Source organism: Jatrophihabitans sp., assembly GCF_046262535.1.
GTDB lineage: Bacteria > Actinomycetota > Actinomycetes > Mycobacteriales > Jatrophihabitantaceae > Jatrophihabitans.
In genome coordinates this window covers 19,358-34,712 of sequence record NZ_JBHEMO010000115.1, presented here as the reverse complement: position 1 = coordinate 34,712, position 15,355 = coordinate 19,358, and the positions used below count along the sequence as shown (strand labels likewise).

Annotated in this window: 18 protein-coding genes and 2 pseudogenes; 9 read left to right on the top strand and 11 right to left on the bottom strand. The window is 67.9% G+C overall.

Translation table 11 applies throughout. The features are described 5' to 3' along the window. The first annotated feature begins 308 nt into the window (after window positions 1-308). Window positions 309-1,628 (top strand): class I SAM-dependent methyltransferase, encoded by a 1,320-nt coding sequence (locus ABR571_RS15625; protein ID WP_409454131.1) that lies wholly within the window; start codon window positions 309-311, stop codon window positions 1,626-1,628. 65 nt (window positions 1,629-1,693) lie between these two features. Next, complete coding sequence (locus ABR571_RS15620) at window positions 1,694-2,011, top strand: hypothetical protein (protein ID WP_409454130.1); 318 nt, start codon at window positions 1,694-1,696, stop codon at window positions 2,009-2,011. A 43-nt stretch (window positions 2,012-2,054) separates the two neighbouring features. On the opposite strand, the gene ABR571_RS15615 is transcribed toward ABR571_RS15620, so the two are convergent. Then, window positions 2,055-2,951 (bottom strand): LLM class flavin-dependent oxidoreductase, encoded by an 897-nt coding sequence (locus ABR571_RS15615; protein WP_409454129.1) that lies wholly within the window; start codon window positions 2,949-2,951, stop codon window positions 2,055-2,057. Window positions 2,952-3,149: 198 nt separating this feature from the next. On the opposite strand from ABR571_RS15615, the pseudogene ABR571_RS15610 reads away from it, so the two are divergent. Together ABR571_RS15610 and ABR571_RS15605 are read left to right on the top strand one after the other, a co-directional pair. Then, a pseudogene (locus tag ABR571_RS15610) lies at window positions 3,150-3,338 on the top strand (hypothetical protein); the annotation flags it as partial. Between the two features lie 185 nt (window positions 3,339-3,523). Then, window positions 3,524-4,654: a PP2C family protein-serine/threonine phosphatase gene (locus ABR571_RS15605; RefSeq protein ID WP_409454128.1), complete on the top strand. Its 1,131-nt coding sequence runs from the start codon at window positions 3,524-3,526 to the stop codon at window positions 4,652-4,654. Between the two features lie 118 nt (window positions 4,655-4,772). Here ABR571_RS15605 and ABR571_RS15600 read toward each other — a convergent pair whose 3' ends face one another. Then, a complete protein-coding gene (locus ABR571_RS15600) occupies window positions 4,773-5,300 on the bottom strand; it encodes a DUF5336 domain-containing protein (RefSeq protein ID WP_409454127.1) in 528 nt (175 codons plus the stop codon). 331 nt (window positions 5,301-5,631) lie between these two features. On the opposite strand from ABR571_RS15600, the gene ABR571_RS15595 reads away from it, so the two are divergent. After that, window positions 5,632-6,180: a DinB family protein gene (locus ABR571_RS15595; protein WP_409454126.1), complete on the top strand. Its 549-nt coding sequence runs from the start codon at window positions 5,632-5,634 to the stop codon at window positions 6,178-6,180. A 624-nt stretch (window positions 6,181-6,804) separates the two neighbouring features. On the opposite strand, the gene ABR571_RS15590 is transcribed toward ABR571_RS15595, so the two are convergent. Next, the gene (locus ABR571_RS15590) at window positions 6,805-7,113 is read right to left on the bottom strand and encodes an ArsR/SmtB family transcription factor (RefSeq protein WP_409454125.1); all 309 of its coding nucleotides are present in this window, start codon (window positions 7,111-7,113) and stop codon (window positions 6,805-6,807) included. A gap of 46 nt (window positions 7,114-7,159) precedes the next feature. On the opposite strand from ABR571_RS15590, the gene ABR571_RS15585 reads away from it, so the two are divergent. Beyond that, window positions 7,160-7,819, top strand: coding sequence for a cation transporter (locus ABR571_RS15585; protein ID WP_409454124.1), 660 nt, complete (start codon window positions 7,160-7,162; stop codon window positions 7,817-7,819). Window positions 7,820-7,953: 134 nt separating this feature from the next. Here ABR571_RS15585 and ABR571_RS15580 read toward each other — a convergent pair whose 3' ends face one another. The 7 genes and pseudogenes from ABR571_RS15580 to ABR571_RS15550 all read right to left on the bottom strand — a co-directional run. Next, window positions 7,954-8,376: an arsenate reductase ArsC gene (locus ABR571_RS15580; RefSeq protein WP_409454123.1), complete on the bottom strand. Its 423-nt coding sequence runs from the start codon at window positions 8,374-8,376 to the stop codon at window positions 7,954-7,956. 12 nt (window positions 8,377-8,388) lie between these two features. Continuing rightward, the gene (locus tag ABR571_RS15575) at window positions 8,389-9,084 is read right to left on the bottom strand and encodes an aquaporin (RefSeq protein WP_409454122.1); all 696 of its coding nucleotides are present in this window, start codon (window positions 9,082-9,084) and stop codon (window positions 8,389-8,391) included. Next, window positions 9,081-9,368 carry an ArsR/SmtB family transcription factor gene (locus tag ABR571_RS15570; protein ID WP_409454121.1) on the bottom strand — a complete coding sequence of 96 codons (288 nt, stop codon included), beginning with the start codon at window positions 9,366-9,368 and terminating at the stop codon, window positions 9,081-9,083. The genes ABR571_RS15575 and ABR571_RS15570 overlap by 4 nt, the downstream gene beginning before the upstream one ends. Window positions 9,369-9,528: 160 nt before the next feature. Then, the gene (locus ABR571_RS15565; protein ID WP_409454120.1) at window positions 9,529-10,764 is read right to left on the bottom strand and encodes an MFS transporter; all 1,236 of its coding nucleotides are present in this window, start codon (window positions 10,762-10,764) and stop codon (window positions 9,529-9,531) included. A 4-nt stretch (window positions 10,765-10,768) separates the two neighbouring features. Then, window positions 10,769-12,124, bottom strand: coding sequence for an FAD-dependent oxidoreductase (locus ABR571_RS15560; protein WP_409454119.1), 1,356 nt, complete (start codon window positions 12,122-12,124; stop codon window positions 10,769-10,771). Window positions 12,125-12,164: 40 nt separating this feature from the next. Further along, window positions 12,165-12,530: a metalloregulator ArsR/SmtB family transcription factor gene (locus ABR571_RS15555; protein ID WP_409454118.1), complete on the bottom strand. Its 366-nt coding sequence runs from the start codon at window positions 12,528-12,530 to the stop codon at window positions 12,165-12,167. A gap of 144 nt (window positions 12,531-12,674) precedes the next feature. Continuing rightward, window positions 12,675-12,998, bottom strand: a pseudogene (locus ABR571_RS15550) (right-handed parallel beta-helix repeat-containing protein); the annotation flags it as partial. A 250-nt stretch (window positions 12,999-13,248) separates the two neighbouring features. Between ABR571_RS15550 and ABR571_RS15545 the strand changes: the two are divergent. From ABR571_RS15545 to ABR571_RS15535, 3 genes are all read left to right on the top strand, one after another. After that, window positions 13,249-13,710 (top strand): hypothetical protein, encoded by a 462-nt coding sequence (locus ABR571_RS15545; protein ID WP_409454117.1) that lies wholly within the window; start codon window positions 13,249-13,251, stop codon window positions 13,708-13,710. Window positions 13,711-13,970: 260 nt separating this feature from the next. Next, window positions 13,971-14,447 carry a PaaI family thioesterase gene (locus tag ABR571_RS15540; protein WP_409454116.1) on the top strand — a complete coding sequence of 159 codons (477 nt, stop codon included), beginning with the start codon at window positions 13,971-13,973 and terminating at the stop codon, window positions 14,445-14,447. After that, entirely contained in the window at window positions 14,444-15,151 is a 708-nt protein-coding gene (locus ABR571_RS15535; RefSeq protein ID WP_409454115.1) for a class I SAM-dependent methyltransferase, read from the top strand. The genes ABR571_RS15540 and ABR571_RS15535 overlap by 4 nt, the downstream gene beginning before the upstream one ends. A gap of 12 nt (window positions 15,152-15,163) precedes the next feature. On the opposite strand, the gene ABR571_RS15530 is transcribed toward ABR571_RS15535, so the two are convergent. Continuing rightward, on the bottom strand, window positions 15,164-15,319 hold the full coding sequence (locus ABR571_RS15530) for a hypothetical protein (protein WP_409454114.1): 156 nt from the start codon (window positions 15,317-15,319) through the stop codon (window positions 15,164-15,166). Window positions 15,320-15,355 lie beyond the last annotated feature (36 nt).

Here is a 15,355-nt window from a genome sequence, read left to right as displayed (position 1 = left end):
AGTGGATCTCCCCGCTGCGGCGCGGGTGCGGCCGCCGGACTCGGGACCGGTCAACGCCTCACGGCGCCGGCCGGTAACCCCCAGCATCGGTCCATCACCTTGTTTGGGAACGCCGACGCTGACCGTCGCGCGGCTCGCCGGGGCGTGACGCGCTCAACCATGGACTTCCCGGAGCGGCTACGTAATTAACAGCGCGCCTTGCCGGCCGAAGCGCGGCTACGGGTCGGCTCACTACAGTCGATTTGTCGGCGTGACAACGTGTGGTTGTTTGCTACTTGCCGACCGGCACAACCGGTTCAGGAGGGCTCATGAACGCCGCCGCGTCCAGCCTGGGAAGCGGCCGCACGGCGGCAGAAGTCCTCGGTCCGCTGCTGCGGCGCGCGCTCAATGGCGAAGTGCCGTTCCGCCTGCGGTTCTGGGACGGCAGCGTCACCGGTCCCGATTCGCCGTCCACGATGGTCATCGTCCGGCGCCGGGCGTTACGCCGGCTGCTGTGGTCCCCCGACGAGATCGGCCTGGCCCGCGCTTACGTGACCGGCGACCTGGATGTGGAGGGCGACCTGTTCGCCGTCCTGTCGCGCGTGCTCGAGCTCATCCGGCCCGACGACGTCGTCGGGGAGCGACCCGGGCTGCGCACACTCGCCGCGTTGGCCGGCGCAGCCGTGCGACTGGGTGTGGTGGGTCCGCCCCCGCGTCCGCCCAAGGAAGAAGTCCGGCTGCGGGGCCACCGGCATACCCGGCGCCGCGACGCCGAGGCAATCGCGCACCACTACGACGTCGGCAACGACTTCTACCGCCTCGTGCTCGGCGACTCGATGACGTACTCCTGCGCATACTGGGCGCCGCCCGCCGCCGACGCCGCCGATCCCGATCATCTGACGGTCGCGCAGTTCGCCAAATGCGACCTGGTCGCCCGCAAGCTCGGACTGGCGGCGGGAATGCGTGTGCTCGACGTCGGCTGCGGGTGGGGGACCTTCGCCCTGCACGCGGCCCGCACGTACGGCGCCCAGGTGGTCGGGGTGACGCTGTCGAGCGCACAGGCCGACTTCGCCCGTCGACGGATGATGGACGAGGGCGTCGCCGACCTCGTCGAGATCCGCGTGCAGGACTACCGCGACATCCGCGACGGCCCCTTCGATGCCGTGTCGAGCATCGGCATGGCCGAGCACGTGGGCTCGGCCATGCTGCCGCACTACGCCGCGGATCTGTTTGCGCTGCTCCGTCCACGAGGACGCCTGCTCAATCACGCGATCGCGCTACGTCCGGACGATCCGCAGCAGGGCCCGGAATCCTCTTCGTTCATCGACCGGTACGTGTTCCCCGATGGAGAGCTGGTGCCGATCGCCCGAATGATTTCAGTACTCGAGGACGCCGGATTCGAGGTGCGCGACGTGGAGTCACTACGGGAGCACTACGCCCTGACCCTGCGGGCCTGGTGCGCCAACCTAGACCGCTCGTGGGATGCGGCAGTCAGGGCGTCGACGCCGGTGCGGGCGCGGGTATGGCGGCTGTACATGACGGCGGCGGCGATGTCCTTCGAGTCGAACGACATCGGGGTGAACCAGGTCCTCGGCGTCCGACCCGACGACCGCGGGCGCAGCGGATTCCCGCTGACACGGGGTTGGTAGCGGGACAACGAAGACGCCCTCGAGGAGGCCGCCCCGGTGCTGCCACGAGCTCGACGCCGGTGCGGATGACGCCCGCGAACAAGGTGCCCGCGCACCGAGCCACGGTCCGCAAGACGTCCGCCGATGAAGCGCCCGTCAGCACCACTCCGACTCATCGCGCTGCCGCTCACGAGACGGCGACGCGTCAAGCTGCAGCCAAGAAGGCCGCCGCGACCCGTAAGGCGATCGCCGCGGACGCCGCTGCGAAGCGCGAGGCGACGGCCAAGAAGGCCGCGGCCACGCGGAAGAAGAACGCAGCCGCACAAGACCGCGCCGCGAGCGCGCGACACACTGCCGCCGTGAAGGCCCCGGCGACCCGCAAGAAGAACGCCGCGGGCGCCTGACCCGCCACTCCGATCGCCCTCGTTGGCGTACGCGTGAGATCGGTCAGCGCATGGCCGGGATGACCTTGTCGACGAATGACCGAGCTGATTGGCTGTCCCAGAAGATGACGGTGAACTCGGTGACGCCGAGTTCGATCATCGGTTGCATCATGGCGATCGCATCGGCCGGCGTCGGGCCGAACGGGGTGGTCATGAAGTTCTCGTAGCCGCTCCAGTAGGGCTGCGGGAAATCAGCCGAGTCGGCGGGGAAGTACACCTCGATACCGGCCAGGAGCTTGATCTTGCTGATGTCGCGCCCGATGGTCTCGCAGTGCGCGGCGAGACGGTCGTACGGCGGTCGGTAGATCTCGATCGGACCGTCCCAGTGCCATGCGTCGGCTTTCTCGGCCACCATCCGCATGACCTTCTGACCTTGGCCGCCGACCAGGATCGGTGGATGCGGCTCCGGACGTGGTTCACAGTGGGCGCCCTCCACCCGGTAGTGCCGTCCGGCGTAGCTGGCCGGCGACCCGCTCCACATCGCGCGGATCAGGTCGATCGCCTCCCCCAACTGCGCGATCCGCTCACCTGCTGACGGGAACGGGAAGCCGTAGGCGTGATATTCGTCGGCTTGCCACCCTGCGCCCAAGCCCAGCACGAAACGGCCTCCGGTGAGCATCTGCAGGGTGGCCGCCATCTTGGCCAGCAGCGCCGGGTTGCGGTAGCTCTGGCTCAGCACCAGGTGCCCCACCCGAAAGGAGGGCGCCAGCGCGGCCAGGTAGGTGAGCGTCGTCCACGCTTCGAGAACAGGGGCGTCGTCCTTCTGCAGGTGATCACTGACCCACAGAGCCGACAACGCACCTTCGCCGATCGCGAGCAACTGCTCGTAGTACGCCAAGCGATCAGGCGCCGGATCGCCAACCTGATTGAGCCCGAGATGCACGCCGAAGTCGAGTCTCACCCGGGGACCGTAACCCTCTTCGTCGACCCAGCCCAGCCCCTGCCCAAGCGCAAAGCCAGGGAAGGCCCTCGACCGTTGTGGTCAGGTAGCGAGGCCGCGATTGCGGGATGATCGATGCATGCAGCGGCACGCTCGCTCGAGTCGGCCGGCGGTGATCACGTCTGCTCCGGAGAGCCCTGACGAGGCGTTGAATCGCGCCGGCGACGGTACGCGATATCGGCGGCCGTCTTCCTCGGGAGCTTCACCGCGGCTGGGCTACTTCACCGGGAAACCGTCCTGGCGTTGCTTCTGTGCGGCGTTTCGATGGTGACGCTCGTAGCGGCGGTCATGGGCGCCAATATCCCCAAGCCGCGCCGACGGCCGGACGATCCCAAATTGTTGCGATGATCGGGGGCCTGCCGTAGCTCGCCCCCGGGAGGGTTGCCGCAACGTCTCGGCCGGGACCGCCTAAACTTCCGCTGTCGGTGGCAGTTCGGATGCGAACGGGAGCCGTGGTGCCGGAGTTCGAGGCGGCCGAGCGACCAATCGCCAGGCTGCTGTCTGCGCATCAGTCTGCGGTACCTGATGGGTTCGTGGAGAGCATCGCCTACGCGATCCGCGAGATGGGCGGCCGCGATGTCGTCCTGTTTGTGGTCGACTACGCCCAGGTCGAGTTGACACCGCATCCGGATGTTCTCCCCCACGGGGAGGAGCCCGCGATCGCCTCCTTGGACGGCTCGATGGCCGGGCGGGCGTTCACCTCGCAGTCGGCCTTGGCGGTGGAACGCGATGACGGTTGGCATGTCTGGGTGCCGGTCAGTGATCGGTCGGACCGGTTGGGTGTGCTGGCCATGACGTTGTCGACATGGGACGAGGACGTCGAGATCCGCTGTGTCGAGCTGGGGCTTGCGGTCGCGCCGCTTCTGATCACCAGCGCGCAGTACACCGACCTTCCGCACCTCTTGCGGCGCCGCCACCGGATGGATCTGCCGGCGGAGATGCAGTGGGCGCTACTGCCCCCCCTGTCGTTCTCCGCGGCCGGCGCGGCCGTCGCCGGTTTGCTTGAGCCGGCCTACGAGGTCGGCGGCGACTGCTTCGACTACGCCTACAACGACGGCCGGCTCGACTTCGCGATCTTCGACATGGTGGGCCACGGGCTGCCCAGCGCCGTCCTCGCGTCGTTGGTCGTCGGCGCCTACCGCCACGGTCGCCGAGCCGGGCAAGACCTGCCCGAGCTCGCCAACGCCATCGACCAGGCCACGCGCACACACCCGGGCCACCTCCCGTTCGCCACCGCGATCCTCGCCCGACTCGACGTCGATGGCGGCCACTTGCGCTGGATGACCTGCGGACACCCACAGCCTCTTCTCGTCCGGCGAGGGTCTGTCCTGGCACCGGTCGAGGTCGTGCCCGGCTTGCCGCTCGGCATGGGCGCGCTGGGCTCGGTCGTCGGCGGGATAGCCGAGGTCGACCTCGAGCCCGGTGACGGCGTACTTCTCTACACCGACGGCGTCGTGGACGCCCGCACCCCAAACGGAGAATTCTTCGGCGAAGACCGGCTTCGAGACCTCCTAGCCCGCGAACACGCCGCCGGCGACTCACCACAAGAGGTCATCCGCCGCTTGGTGCGCAGCACCATCGACCACACAGCGCAAGCCGGGCTTCACGATGACGCGAGCATGCTGTACATGCAGTGGACCAAGCAGACATCGCAGGCCGGATGATCGGCGGACCCAGCGGCGAGTCGTGTGCGCGTCCGTCGACCTTCACCGGCTACGAGGTGATCATCACCCCGTAGCCGGGAAGCCCGCTAGCTGCTGCCGCGGCACGCAGCAGCGTCGACTACACGCGGCGCGTGTTGTCGCCTACGACTGCAGCGCCGCCCGTGTAGGCCTCGTCGTCCTTGCGCGAAGCCATTCCTATCCCGAGCACGATGGTCTGCAGCGCCGCGGTGATCAAGCCGAGGATCAGACCGATTTCAGCGCCTACCTTGGCGCCGACGTTGTCCGTGATGCTGCCCTTGCTGAGCAGGATCGCGATCGCGCCGAGCAGAGAGGTAAGCGCCAGCCCCGTCGGAATGGCGCTGGGCACGCCGCGTCCGTCCCGGCGATCCATTGCCCCGAACAGGGCGATGAGACCGGCCGCCAGCGACAGCAGGATCACTGCCGAGGTCGGCGTGTCCATGGCGTATCCGGAGTACTTGACCTGGTTGTGCCCGCCGCTCTGCACACTGAGCCACTTTAGGAAGCCGAAGAGAAACATGAGCACGCCGAGAACCCCGGCGATCATGGAAAGCGTCCGTTCCTTCTTGCTGGCGTCGGCGGAACCGCGCGAGGCTGCTCCCCGAGTATCTGAAACCTGACTGGTCATATCTTGTCCCCACTGTTGGTCTGCATTGGCGGACCACAGGTACCCAGCTGAGAACACGGCAAACAGCCACGCCGTCATGTGGCGCCGAAATACGTCGGCCGAGGCACCGAGGCCCCTGGTAGTCCCGAGCTGCCTATGCCCTCGCCGCAACCGCGAGACGCCTATCTGCTCTGTCGGCAACCGCGCTACGCCTCGGTGGATACCACGCTGGCTACCACTGCAAGATCAAGACACGACCTAATCGAACGGCACCGAAGGCGAGAGAGGCTCCGACATCGGCTGGCCCCGCCGACATCCGATTCGCCGGCGTTGGCTTCTCAGTTTTTCCCGAATGACGGACGATGACCCGATGGGTGATGGTCGCGCTACGCGGCAGGCCGTCCGCGACGAACTTGATCGGGTTCGCCGGGACTTCTCGAATCTGATCGCGAACAGCACAGATCAAACGCTGGCGAAACGCTCGGACGGCACCCGCTGGACCAACCGAGAACTGTTGTTCCACATGCTCTTCGGCTATTTGATCACCCGCAACCTCCGGGTGGTCCTCAAGATCGTTCCGCGCTTGCCTGGAGCCGGTCAGCGAGCTTTCGCCTCCTCCCTCGATGCCACGGCCAAGCCGTTTGACGTGATCAACTACTTGGGTTCGTGCATCGGCGGGCGCATCCTGTCGCCCCAGCGAATGGACGCGTGGATGGGCGGAGTCATCGAATCCCTCAAACGCCATGTCGTCCGCGACTCCGACGCAGCGCTTCTAAGGAGCATGCCGTTCCCGAGTCGGTGGGACCCCTACTTCACGGACGACATGACTCTGTTGGACGTCTATCACTATGCGACGCTCCACTACGACCACCACCGAGCCCAACTCACGTTGACGGACTGACGTGACTCGAGGCCGAGCAGCAGTGCACCTAGGGCAAGTGTCGTCCGAGCCATCGCAGCGGGGCGCCGAAGATTCGACTCCGGTGCCAGCCTCGATTTACCACGCCGTTGCGGACGTTGCGGAATCGGTCTCGGGCTATCGCCAAGGGCCTGGTCTTGGAGCGGTCGTCGATCTCCCATGCCTGCTTGGCGGCCCACCGCGCGCAGCCCCGGCACAGCGCGACCTCGGGGTGATGACCGAGGTACACCATCAGCGTTGGATCGTCAACGCTGCCGCAACACCAGCACTGCGATGAACCGGCGAACTCGTCCTCAACTGCGACGTGGCGTTGGGTCATCGTTCCTCGCTCTGCTTAGGCGGGCAACGAGTGTCGGCGTGCGAGCAGAACACACGGCAATCGCCCGCCTCGGGGGACATCGAGCGCCGCACCCCTCGCATACGTAGAACGGCTGACACACGTCCCGCGGCATCGACTCATTGCTTCGGCGCGCGCACCGAGGACACGTCAGCACCGCCGCCGTGGAGACCACCGATCAAGCCTAACCAGCTTGGGGAACTTGGAGCCCTGCTCGAGAGGTATCCGCCGTGCTGCCGACCACGCTCTTCGATGTCCGTGCGGACGGCTCAAACATTGGTCAGCGTTCCGAGCAGGTCGGCCAGTTTGTTGAGATCGGGGTTGGCGAGGGCGTAACAGTTCGCTCGACCGACAGGGGTTGCCCGCACGAGTCCGGCCTCCCGTAGTGCCTTGAGGTGGTAGGAGACAAGGGACTGGCTCAGTCCGGTGACGGTTTCGAGTTCTCGCACCGTGCTGCTCGTGTTCGCCAGCCACAGCGCGATCAGCAGGCGTTCGGGGTGCGCGAGCGCCTGGAGGATGGGCGCCCAGGTCTGCGCCAGGTCGCGGCACAACTTCGCCATCTGCGCATCAGTCGTCATATCAATCATCCTTGATGATACTTAGCACGGTTGATATCTTACTTAGGTGTCGTGGAACCGACTGGCGTGGCCGCCCCCAACCCGTCCGGCGGCCGTGCGCCGAGTGTTGCTCTTGTCCTGGCTCACTCTCGGATGGCTCGCCCTCGACGGCATCGTCGGAATGACGGCGGGTATCAATGCGAACTCCGTCGCTCTGATCGGCTGGGGCCTTGACTGCGGGATCGAGGCGGTCGCCGCGCTGATCATTGTCTGGCGATTCAGCGGTTCGCGAGTGCTGTCCGACGAGGCCGACACGGTTGCCCGCAAAGTGGTGGCGGCCTCGTTCTTCCTGCTCGTGCCCTACATCGTCGTCGAGGCGATCGACCAGCTGGTGATCGGCGGGGGTGCCCGTCCAAGTCGGATAGGTGCCGCTCTCGCGGCGTTCGACGCCATCCTCATGCCGGTACTCGGCTCGGCCAAGAAGCGGGTCGGGGCAGTCCTCGGCTCACAAGCAGCGGCAGGAGCGGGCCGGCAGAACATCATCTGCGCCTACCTGTCCGTAGCCGTGCTCGTCGGTCTGGCCGCCAACCTGGCGCGCGGGCTGTGGTGGGCGGATCCGACCGCGGCCCTCTTGGTGGCCGTCGTATGCGCCCAGGCCGGCTGGCACACGTGGCGCGGGGAACGGTGTGAGGAAGTTTCACCTTCTCTGCTGACCAAGAGCACCTAGACCGGTCCCGTCGGCCGGCCCTGCTGAACCGCTCCCAACTGCGCCTTGCCGTCGTGACAGCGCGCGCCACGTATCGGTGAGGATGATGCTCGTAGTGGCCGATGCGTGCTGGGCTAATCGCGACGGTGGTGCGGTCAGGAGTCGACCGTCGGCCGGGTCGGCACCAGTTCGGCCACGAGGGTTTGGATGCGGTCTCGTATGTCGTCGCGGACCGTGCGGACGACGTCGAGGGACTGGCCGGCGGGGTCGGTGAGGTCCCAGTCCTCGTAACGTTTACCGGGGAAATAGGGGCAGGTGTCGCCGCAGCCCATCGTGATGACGACGTCGGCGCGCGACACTGAGTCGGTCGTGAGGATCTTGGGCGTTTCGGCGCTGATGTCGATGCCTACTTCGCGCATGGCCTCGACAGCGACTGGGTTGATGTGATCGGCGGGCTCGGAGCCGGCCGACCAGATCTGCACTGTGTCACCCGCGAGCTGTTTGAGCCAACCGGCGGCCATTTGGGAGCGGCCGGCGTTGTGGACGCACACGAACAACACGGTGGGTTTCGTGGACATTGAGTTGCCTTTCTAGGCTTGTAGTGCGACCTCGGATGCGACGGCGCGGGCTGTGGGGTAGAGCGCGCGGACCAGGACGTAGCCGAGCAGGCCACCGAGCAGCTGCATTGCGACGAAGGCGGCCACCGAGCTCGGTGCGATACCGGCGAAGGTGTTCGAGAACATCCGGGAGACCGTCACGGCGGGGTTGGCGAACGACGTTGAGCTGGTGAACCAGTAGGCGGCGAGGATGTAGCCGCCCACGGCGTAGGCGACTCGGTGGGAGCGGCCGGCGCGAGCGGTGCCGAAGATGACGACGAGAAGCCCCAACGTCGCGACGACTTCGCCCAGTAGCACGCCGCTGCCGGCGCGGTGATGGGTTGAGACGTTCACGGCGTCGAGATCGAACATCAGGTTGGCGACGACTGTGCCGAGGAATCCACCGGCCAGCTGTGCCACGATCAACGCCGCCGCGTGGGTGGTCGACACCGCGCCCAGGGCGCGTTCGACCAGGGTGACGACCGGATTGAACGCGGCCGAGACCGGTTGCAGCGCCAGGATGAGGGCGACGAGCGCGCCACCGGTGATGACGCTGTTCTCGAGTAGTTGCAGACCGACGTCGTGCGGGGACAGCCGGACGGCGGCGATGCCGGAGCCGACGACCGCGGCGACCAGGAAGGCCGTGCCGACGAATTCGGCGAGTGCCCGACGGGCGAGGTCGGAGGTCATGCCGATGCGCTGCCGATCAGCGCGCCGAGGTTGGACAAAGCCTGGGTAGCGGCGCGGTAGTAGACCCATACGCCGCGCTTGTCGCGGTCGACGAGGCCGGCCTCGTGCAAGACCTTGAGATGGTGGCTGATGGTGGGTTGGGACAGGGCGAACGCGCCGGTCAGGTCGCAGACGCAGGCCTCGCCTCCTTCGTGCGAGGCCACCAGGGACATCAGGCGCAGCCGGACCGGGTCGGCGAGGGCCTTGAGCAGCGTTGCGATCTGTTCGGCCTCGTGCTGCGACATCGGTTGCCGTGAGAGCGGTGAGCAGCGGGCGACTGCTTGATTAGGTGACTCGACGGTTGCTGACTTCGGCACCTGTCTATGTTCACAGATGTCTATGGCTTCGACACCTGTGCGCGGTGAACATCTGGTGGACATCGCAGAAACGGGACCGTCGTGACGGTCAGGAACTGGCGAGGACGAGTGCGGCCGCACCGCCGAGCAGAGCCAGCGCGAAGAATGCTATCGGGTAGCCACCGAGGATCGCGGCGAGGCCGGCGCCGATGAATGGCGCGAGTGCGCCGGCAATCATGGTCGGCGCCGTGAAAAGGCCGTTGAGCCGGGCGTAGCGGGCCACACCCCAACGATCGGAGATCGCGGTCGCGCTCAGCAGGGTCGCGAGGCCGCGGGCGTTGCCGGCGAGCAGCGCGATCATCAGCAACACGACAAACGGGCCGGACACGAGAGCGAACAGCGCGGCCGTCACGGCCACCACCGCGAACACGGCAACGCTGCGCGCGAGCAGTCCGACCCGCTGCGCCAGGCGCGCATAGCCGAGACGGCCGAGGACCTGACCGACGCCGCCGATACCCAGCGCCCAGGCCGCCGACGTCGCTGTGTAGCCGCGTGAATGCAGGAGCGGCACGAGGTTGACCACAACCGCGGTCGAGCACAACCCGATCGCGGTGTAGGCGGCGGTTAGGCGGACGAACGCGCCGCGGTCCACCTGAGCGTCGAGTGCGGACGGGGCAGTGCCCTCGTAGTTGGCCGGCGGCGAAATTTCCGCGCGCGCGTGCGCGGGCGGCCACGGCGGTCGCAGTGCGGCGGCGTGCGGAATCACGGTGGCGATCGCGAGGACGGCGCCGAGGGCGAGATAACTCGTCCGCCAGGACGAGTGCTCATCGAGTAGCGCGGTCAATGGCGCGAACACAGTCGAAGCCAGGCCGGCGACGAGGGTGATGGCGGTGAGGGCGCGGACGCGGTCACGGCCGAACCACACGGTCACGGCAGCGAACGCGGGGGCGTAAAGGACACCGGACATGGCCAGACCGGCCAGCGCCCATCCCGCGATGTACTGCCACAGGGAGTGCGCGGTGCCGATCACGGCGATCGCGGCGACGGCGGTGACCGAGCCGGCCGTCATGACCCATCGCGGGCCGTGACGGTCGATGATCCGTCCGACCGCGATGCCGGCCAGACCGGAGATGACGAGCGCGGCCGAGAAGATGGCGGTGAGCGTGGTGGTCGACCAGCCGGTGTCAGCCGTGATACTCGGCAGGAGCACGGGGAAGGCGTAGTAGAGGACGCCCCACGAGACGATCTCGGTCAGGCACAGCGCCCGCAACGCCCAGCGCAACTCCGGACCGCGGGCCCCCCACAGCGGGGGCGGCGCCGCCGGCGCGGCTGGGCGTTGCGTCAAGAGGTCAGCGGGCGTTGAGGGCCAGCGCGACCGGTTGCGGTCCCGCGGCGGCCGGTCCGCAGCAGCCGCCGCCGGAGTCGGTGGCGCAGCCGTCGGCGCTCGCAGTCTCATCGAACAGCCCGGCCCCACCGCACACGCCGGTGTCGGGCAGGACGAGTTCGGTGGCAGCGGCGGCCTCGTGGTCACCGGCGAGTTCGGCCGCAATGGAGCGGACCTGCTCGTAGCCGGTCATCGCCAGGAAGGTGGGCGCGCGGCCGTAGGACTTCATCCCGACCAGGTACAGATCCTTCTCCGGCTGCGCGAGCACGGCGGCGCCATGCGGCATCACCGAGCCGCAGGAGTGCAGGTTGGGGTCGATGTCCGGGGCCAGCCGAGCCGGCGCCTGGAGCACCGGGTCGAGGTCGAGGCGGACCTCGGTCAGGAAGGTCAGGTCGGGGCGGAAACCGGTGAGCACGACGACCCGGTCGGCGGGCGGCAGGGCGCGACCGTCCTCGGCGACGAGGATCGCCCGGGCGTCAGCAAGGTCGAAGTGATCGGTGCGAAATCCTGTCACCAATTCGACGAACCCCCGGTCGACGGCAGCCTTGGCGCCGAGCCCGAGGGCGCCGCGTTGCGGGAGCTGATCGGCCGGGCCGCCGCCGAAGGACACGCCGCCGGTTCCGCGCCGAAGGACCCATGACACCCGGGTGCCGGGGTTGGCTTCGGCGACGGCGCCCAGCTGGATCACCGCCGTCATGGCCGAATGCCCCGACCCGACGATCACGGTGTGCCGCCCGGCCAGCGCGTCGGCGTCGGCGAAGGTGGGCGGCAGGTAGGTGACGACGCCGGCTTCGGCAGCGGCGTGCTCGCCGAGCGCGGGAAGCCCGTCAGCGCCGCCCGGGTTCGGCGAGGTCCAGGTGCCGGAAGCGTCGATCACCGCGCGGGCGTCGAGCTTGCTCTCGCGGCGCTCACCGTCGACGACGTGGACGGAGAACGGCTCGTTCTCGCGGCCGGCGTCGACCAGCCGGTCACGACCCCGCCGGGAAACACCGGTGACCCGAAGGCCGTACCGGACGTGGTCACCGAGCGCAGCCGCCAGCGGCGCGAGGTACGCCTCGATCCATTCGCCGCCGGTCGGGTAGCCGTCAGTCGGTGCTGACCAGCCGGTCGGTTCGAGCAGGCGGGCCGCGGCCGGGTCGACGAGTTCGGTCCAGCCCGAGAACAACCGCACGTGTGCCCACTGCGACACCGCATGCGCCGGGCCCGGGCCCGCCTCGAGCACGAGCGGGTCCAGTCCGCGTTCGAGCAGATGAGCGGCCGCGGCCAGGCCCTGCGGGCCGGCGCCGATCACGAGGACAGGAAGGTTGGGTGTATCAGGCACGGGAATCTCCGTTTCGAGGTATGGGGCTAGCTCGGTGTGGTCAGCAGCAGTCGACATCGAGCACCCGCGCCAGCGCGCGGAGCGTCTCGGGGTCGAGGCGGTAGTACACGTTCATCCCGTCCCGGCGCTTGGACACCAGGCCGGTCTCGAGCAGCTGCTTGAGGTGATGACTCACAGTGGCGTCCTTGACGCCCACGGCCGGCGCGATGTCGCAGGTGCACAACTCCTTGGCCGGCGCGCACAACAGCAACGAGACGATCTGCAGCCGAACCGGATCGGCCAACGCCTTCAGGCGGACCGCCACCTCCAGCGCCGCCTCGGCATCCAGCCGACCGCGGTCGGTCAACGGCGAGCAGCACGTCGGCGACGTCAGATCCAGCGCGGTCACGTCCAGCGTCTTGGGCACGCCCTGACAGTGCCAACTATTTTGATGAATGTCAAATAGGTTGGGTAGGTTCCTCGTGCCACTCGCGTGCCACTAATGGACGTCGGCGGCGGTCAAAGAGGGCGCATAACGGACACGGCGCCACCCCGAACCCCTTATATATAGGCTGACGTAGGTGTTCTCCGGATGCATGTCCGAGCCATCGGGACTGAAGTGCAGTCCGTCGATGCAGAAGTTGGCGAACTCCACCGAGCTGATCCGCGGGTCGCCGCTTCGCTCGACGCAGAAAGCGGCCCCCTTGGACTGGTCGTCCCCGGCCCCGGGCGGAATGTCAACCAGGATGCGGCTTCCTCCGGGCCACAACTCGTGCAGGTCGGGCCACCGGTCTTCGGGAACGTTGAACCGAATGCTCGATGACGTGAAGCCGTGTCCGGAGCCCTGGATCCGGAGGAAGCTGATGTCGATCAGCACCTGCGTGCGGAGGTGGTAGCGGCGAGATGCCTCCGCACCCTTGAGGGCGATCTGCGATCTTTCGCAGCCTCAACGCCGCGTCCGGGCAGACACGAGCGGTAGCGACAGTGGGCGAGCGGCCAACGCGGGATGGATCGGCCGGCCCGCCGCCGGAGGTTGTGGCCGCACAGAATCAACTGGCACGGGCTCGCCCGTTTCCGGACTTGGCAGAGCGGATACACCCGAAGGGACGGGTGCCCGCCCGAACGTCCTCACGGCAGGAGCGGTCATGATCTTCTCCGGGTTGGCTCGCGGCGCCTTGGCCGGCGCCGCCGGCACCACTGCACTCAACGCTGCCACGTACGCGGACATGAGCTGGCGAGCCAGATCGGCGAGCACCATGCCGCAGCAGGCGGTGACCGTGCTCGCCGAGAGGGCCGGTCATCCCGTGCCCGGCCAGGGCGAGGTTCGCGAGAATCGGCTTGCCGGGCTGGGATCGCTGTCGGGCATCGCGACAGGCGTCGGCATTGGTGCCGTAGCGGGCGTGCTGGCACCGATGCTGCGCCGTGTCCCTTTCCTGCTCGCGGCGCTTGCCTTCGGGGGAGGCGCGATGGCGGCGACCGATCTGTCGATGCTCAAGCTGGGTCTGACCGACCCGGCGCAGTGGTCGCCGACCGACTGGCTAAGCGACGCCGTTCCGCACCTGGCCTACGGCGTCGTGTCTGCCGCGGCGCTGCGCAGCCTGCACTGAGCCCCATGCGTTCGCGGGCGCGCTGAGCGGGTGATCGGTCCTTGGGCGGCCGTACGCAGAGCACGAAGCGCGGCTACGACAAGGCGTACTGCCAGGCGTTCCCGGACAACTGCGGAAGCGTCCGTAGATCCCGCATGGTTCGGGTGTGGGAGACAGCGCTGTCCGCCATGTAGTGCACCGCCGACCGCGTCCAAGGCCGCACGACTCCCCGACCCTTCGGCTGATCGTCACACTGATGCGGGTCCAAGCGTCCTATGTATGTGGACAACGCGCGCGGGAGGACGGATGAGCGGAGCTCCAAAGGTTCCATCGGCCGGCGCACAACGGTGAACATCGACTTGGCCCGCGCGGCTTTGGCTGCTCAACCTTTCAGTGTGCTGCTCGGTACGCGACTCGTCGAATACGGGCCGTCGGGTGTGACGATGGAGCTGGACGTGCGCCCGGAGCTCCTGCAACAACATGGCTACGTCCACGGCGGAGTGTTGAGCTACCTGGTCGACAACGCCATCACGTTTGCTGCCGGCGCGGTGCTGGGTCCCGAGATCGTCACCTCGTCGATCACTGTCGAATACCTGCGTCCTGCGCTCGCGGATCTGTCGGTCCACGCCTGGGTCGAACACACCGGCCGGACGCGGGCGGTCGCCCGCTGCGATGTCACCACACGGACGACGGATCAGGTTGTATGCGCGATCGGGCATGGGAGCGCCATGGCCCGGCGCTCGGGGACTCCGCTGTGACCGGGCAGAACGTGTACGACGACGAGGAGTTCTTCGCCGAGTACCAAGCAATGCGGGTCGCGCAGGGCGGCATCAACGAGGCGCTGGAGCAGCCGGCTCTGCGGGCCTTGTTGCCGAAGGTAGCGGGGACCGACGTGATCGACCTGGGGTGCGGCGACGGAACACTGTGCCGCTTCGTCGCCGAGGCCGGGGCCGGCAGCGTGCTTGGCGTCGACCCGTCATCGCGAATGCTCGCCTTGGCAACCGCGCGTACTTCTCACCCCCGCGTGCGCTACGAGCGCAGTTTCGCCGAGGAGGTCCGCCGGCCGCCCGCGTGCGCCGACCTCGTCACCAGCAGCCTCGCCTTCCATTACGTGCCCGACCTGGCCACTCTTTTTCGGCACGTGGCTTCCTGGCTGCGTCCGGGTGGGGTGCTGGTGGCCAGCATGGAGCACCCGGCGATCACCGCAACGTCGGGATCAGACCCGCACGGTGAGGGATACGCGGACGAAGGCCTGCGCCGCACCCACTGGTACGTCGATGGCGTGGTCAAGTACCACCGCAGGATCAGCACGATCGTCAGTGACCTTCTGGACGCCGGCCTGGTCCTCGACGCTCTCGTCGAACCGGTCCCGTCGTTTCCGCTGCTGGAGAGGCGGCCCGATCTCGCCGTGCACCGCCGGCGTCCACCACTCCTGCTGCTCCGCGGCCACCGTCCTGAGTGACCGCTCGGCCGGCTACGCCGCCCGACGGCCTCGTGCGGAACGGCGGGCCACCGCGACGCGGGCGGTCAGGGCGACCACCGCGCCGGCCGCGACCATCCAGATGCCCGACCCGAGCACGGCCAGACCCACCGCCACTGTCACGTACTTGTCACCGTCGGTTGCGTCCATCCTGCATGTCCCTCGGCCGAGCGGCGCGCCGATGGC

What these genes read in the sequence shown, in the direction of transcription:
- ABR571_RS15625 (WP_409454131.1), top strand. Translation starts at nt 309, where the DNA reads ATGAACGCCGCCGCGTCCAGCCTGGGAAGCGGCCGCACGGCGGCAGAA.
- ABR571_RS15545 (WP_409454117.1), top strand. Translation starts at nt 13,249, where the DNA reads ATGATCTTCTCCGGGTTGGCTCGCGGCGCCTTGGCCGGCGCCGCCGGC.
- ABR571_RS15600 (WP_409454127.1), bottom strand. Translation starts at nt 5,300, where the DNA reads ATGACCAGTCAGGTTTCAGATACTCGGGGAGCAGCCTCGCGCGGTTCC.
- ABR571_RS15590 (WP_409454125.1), bottom strand. Translation starts at nt 7,113, where the DNA reads ATGACGACTGATGCGCAGATGGCGAAGTTGTGCCGCGACCTGGCGCAG.
- ABR571_RS15530 (WP_409454114.1), bottom strand. Translation starts at nt 15,319, where the DNA reads ATGGACGCAACCGACGGTGACAAGTACGTGACAGTGGCGGTGGGTCTG.
- ABR571_RS15620 (WP_409454130.1), top strand. Translation starts at nt 1,694, where the DNA reads ATGACGCCCGCGAACAAGGTGCCCGCGCACCGAGCCACGGTCCGCAAG.
- ABR571_RS15575 (WP_409454122.1), bottom strand. Translation starts at nt 9,084, where the DNA reads ATGACCTCCGACCTCGCCCGTCGGGCACTCGCCGAATTCGTCGGCACG.
- ABR571_RS15595 (WP_409454126.1), top strand. Translation starts at nt 5,632, where the DNA reads ATGACGGACGATGACCCGATGGGTGATGGTCGCGCTACGCGGCAGGCC.
- ABR571_RS15580 (WP_409454123.1), bottom strand. Translation starts at nt 8,376, where the DNA reads ATGTCCACGAAACCCACCGTGTTGTTCGTGTGCGTCCACAACGCCGGC.
- ABR571_RS15570 (WP_409454121.1), bottom strand. Translation starts at nt 9,368, where the DNA reads ATGTCGCAGCACGAGGCCGAACAGATCGCAACGCTGCTCAAGGCCCTC.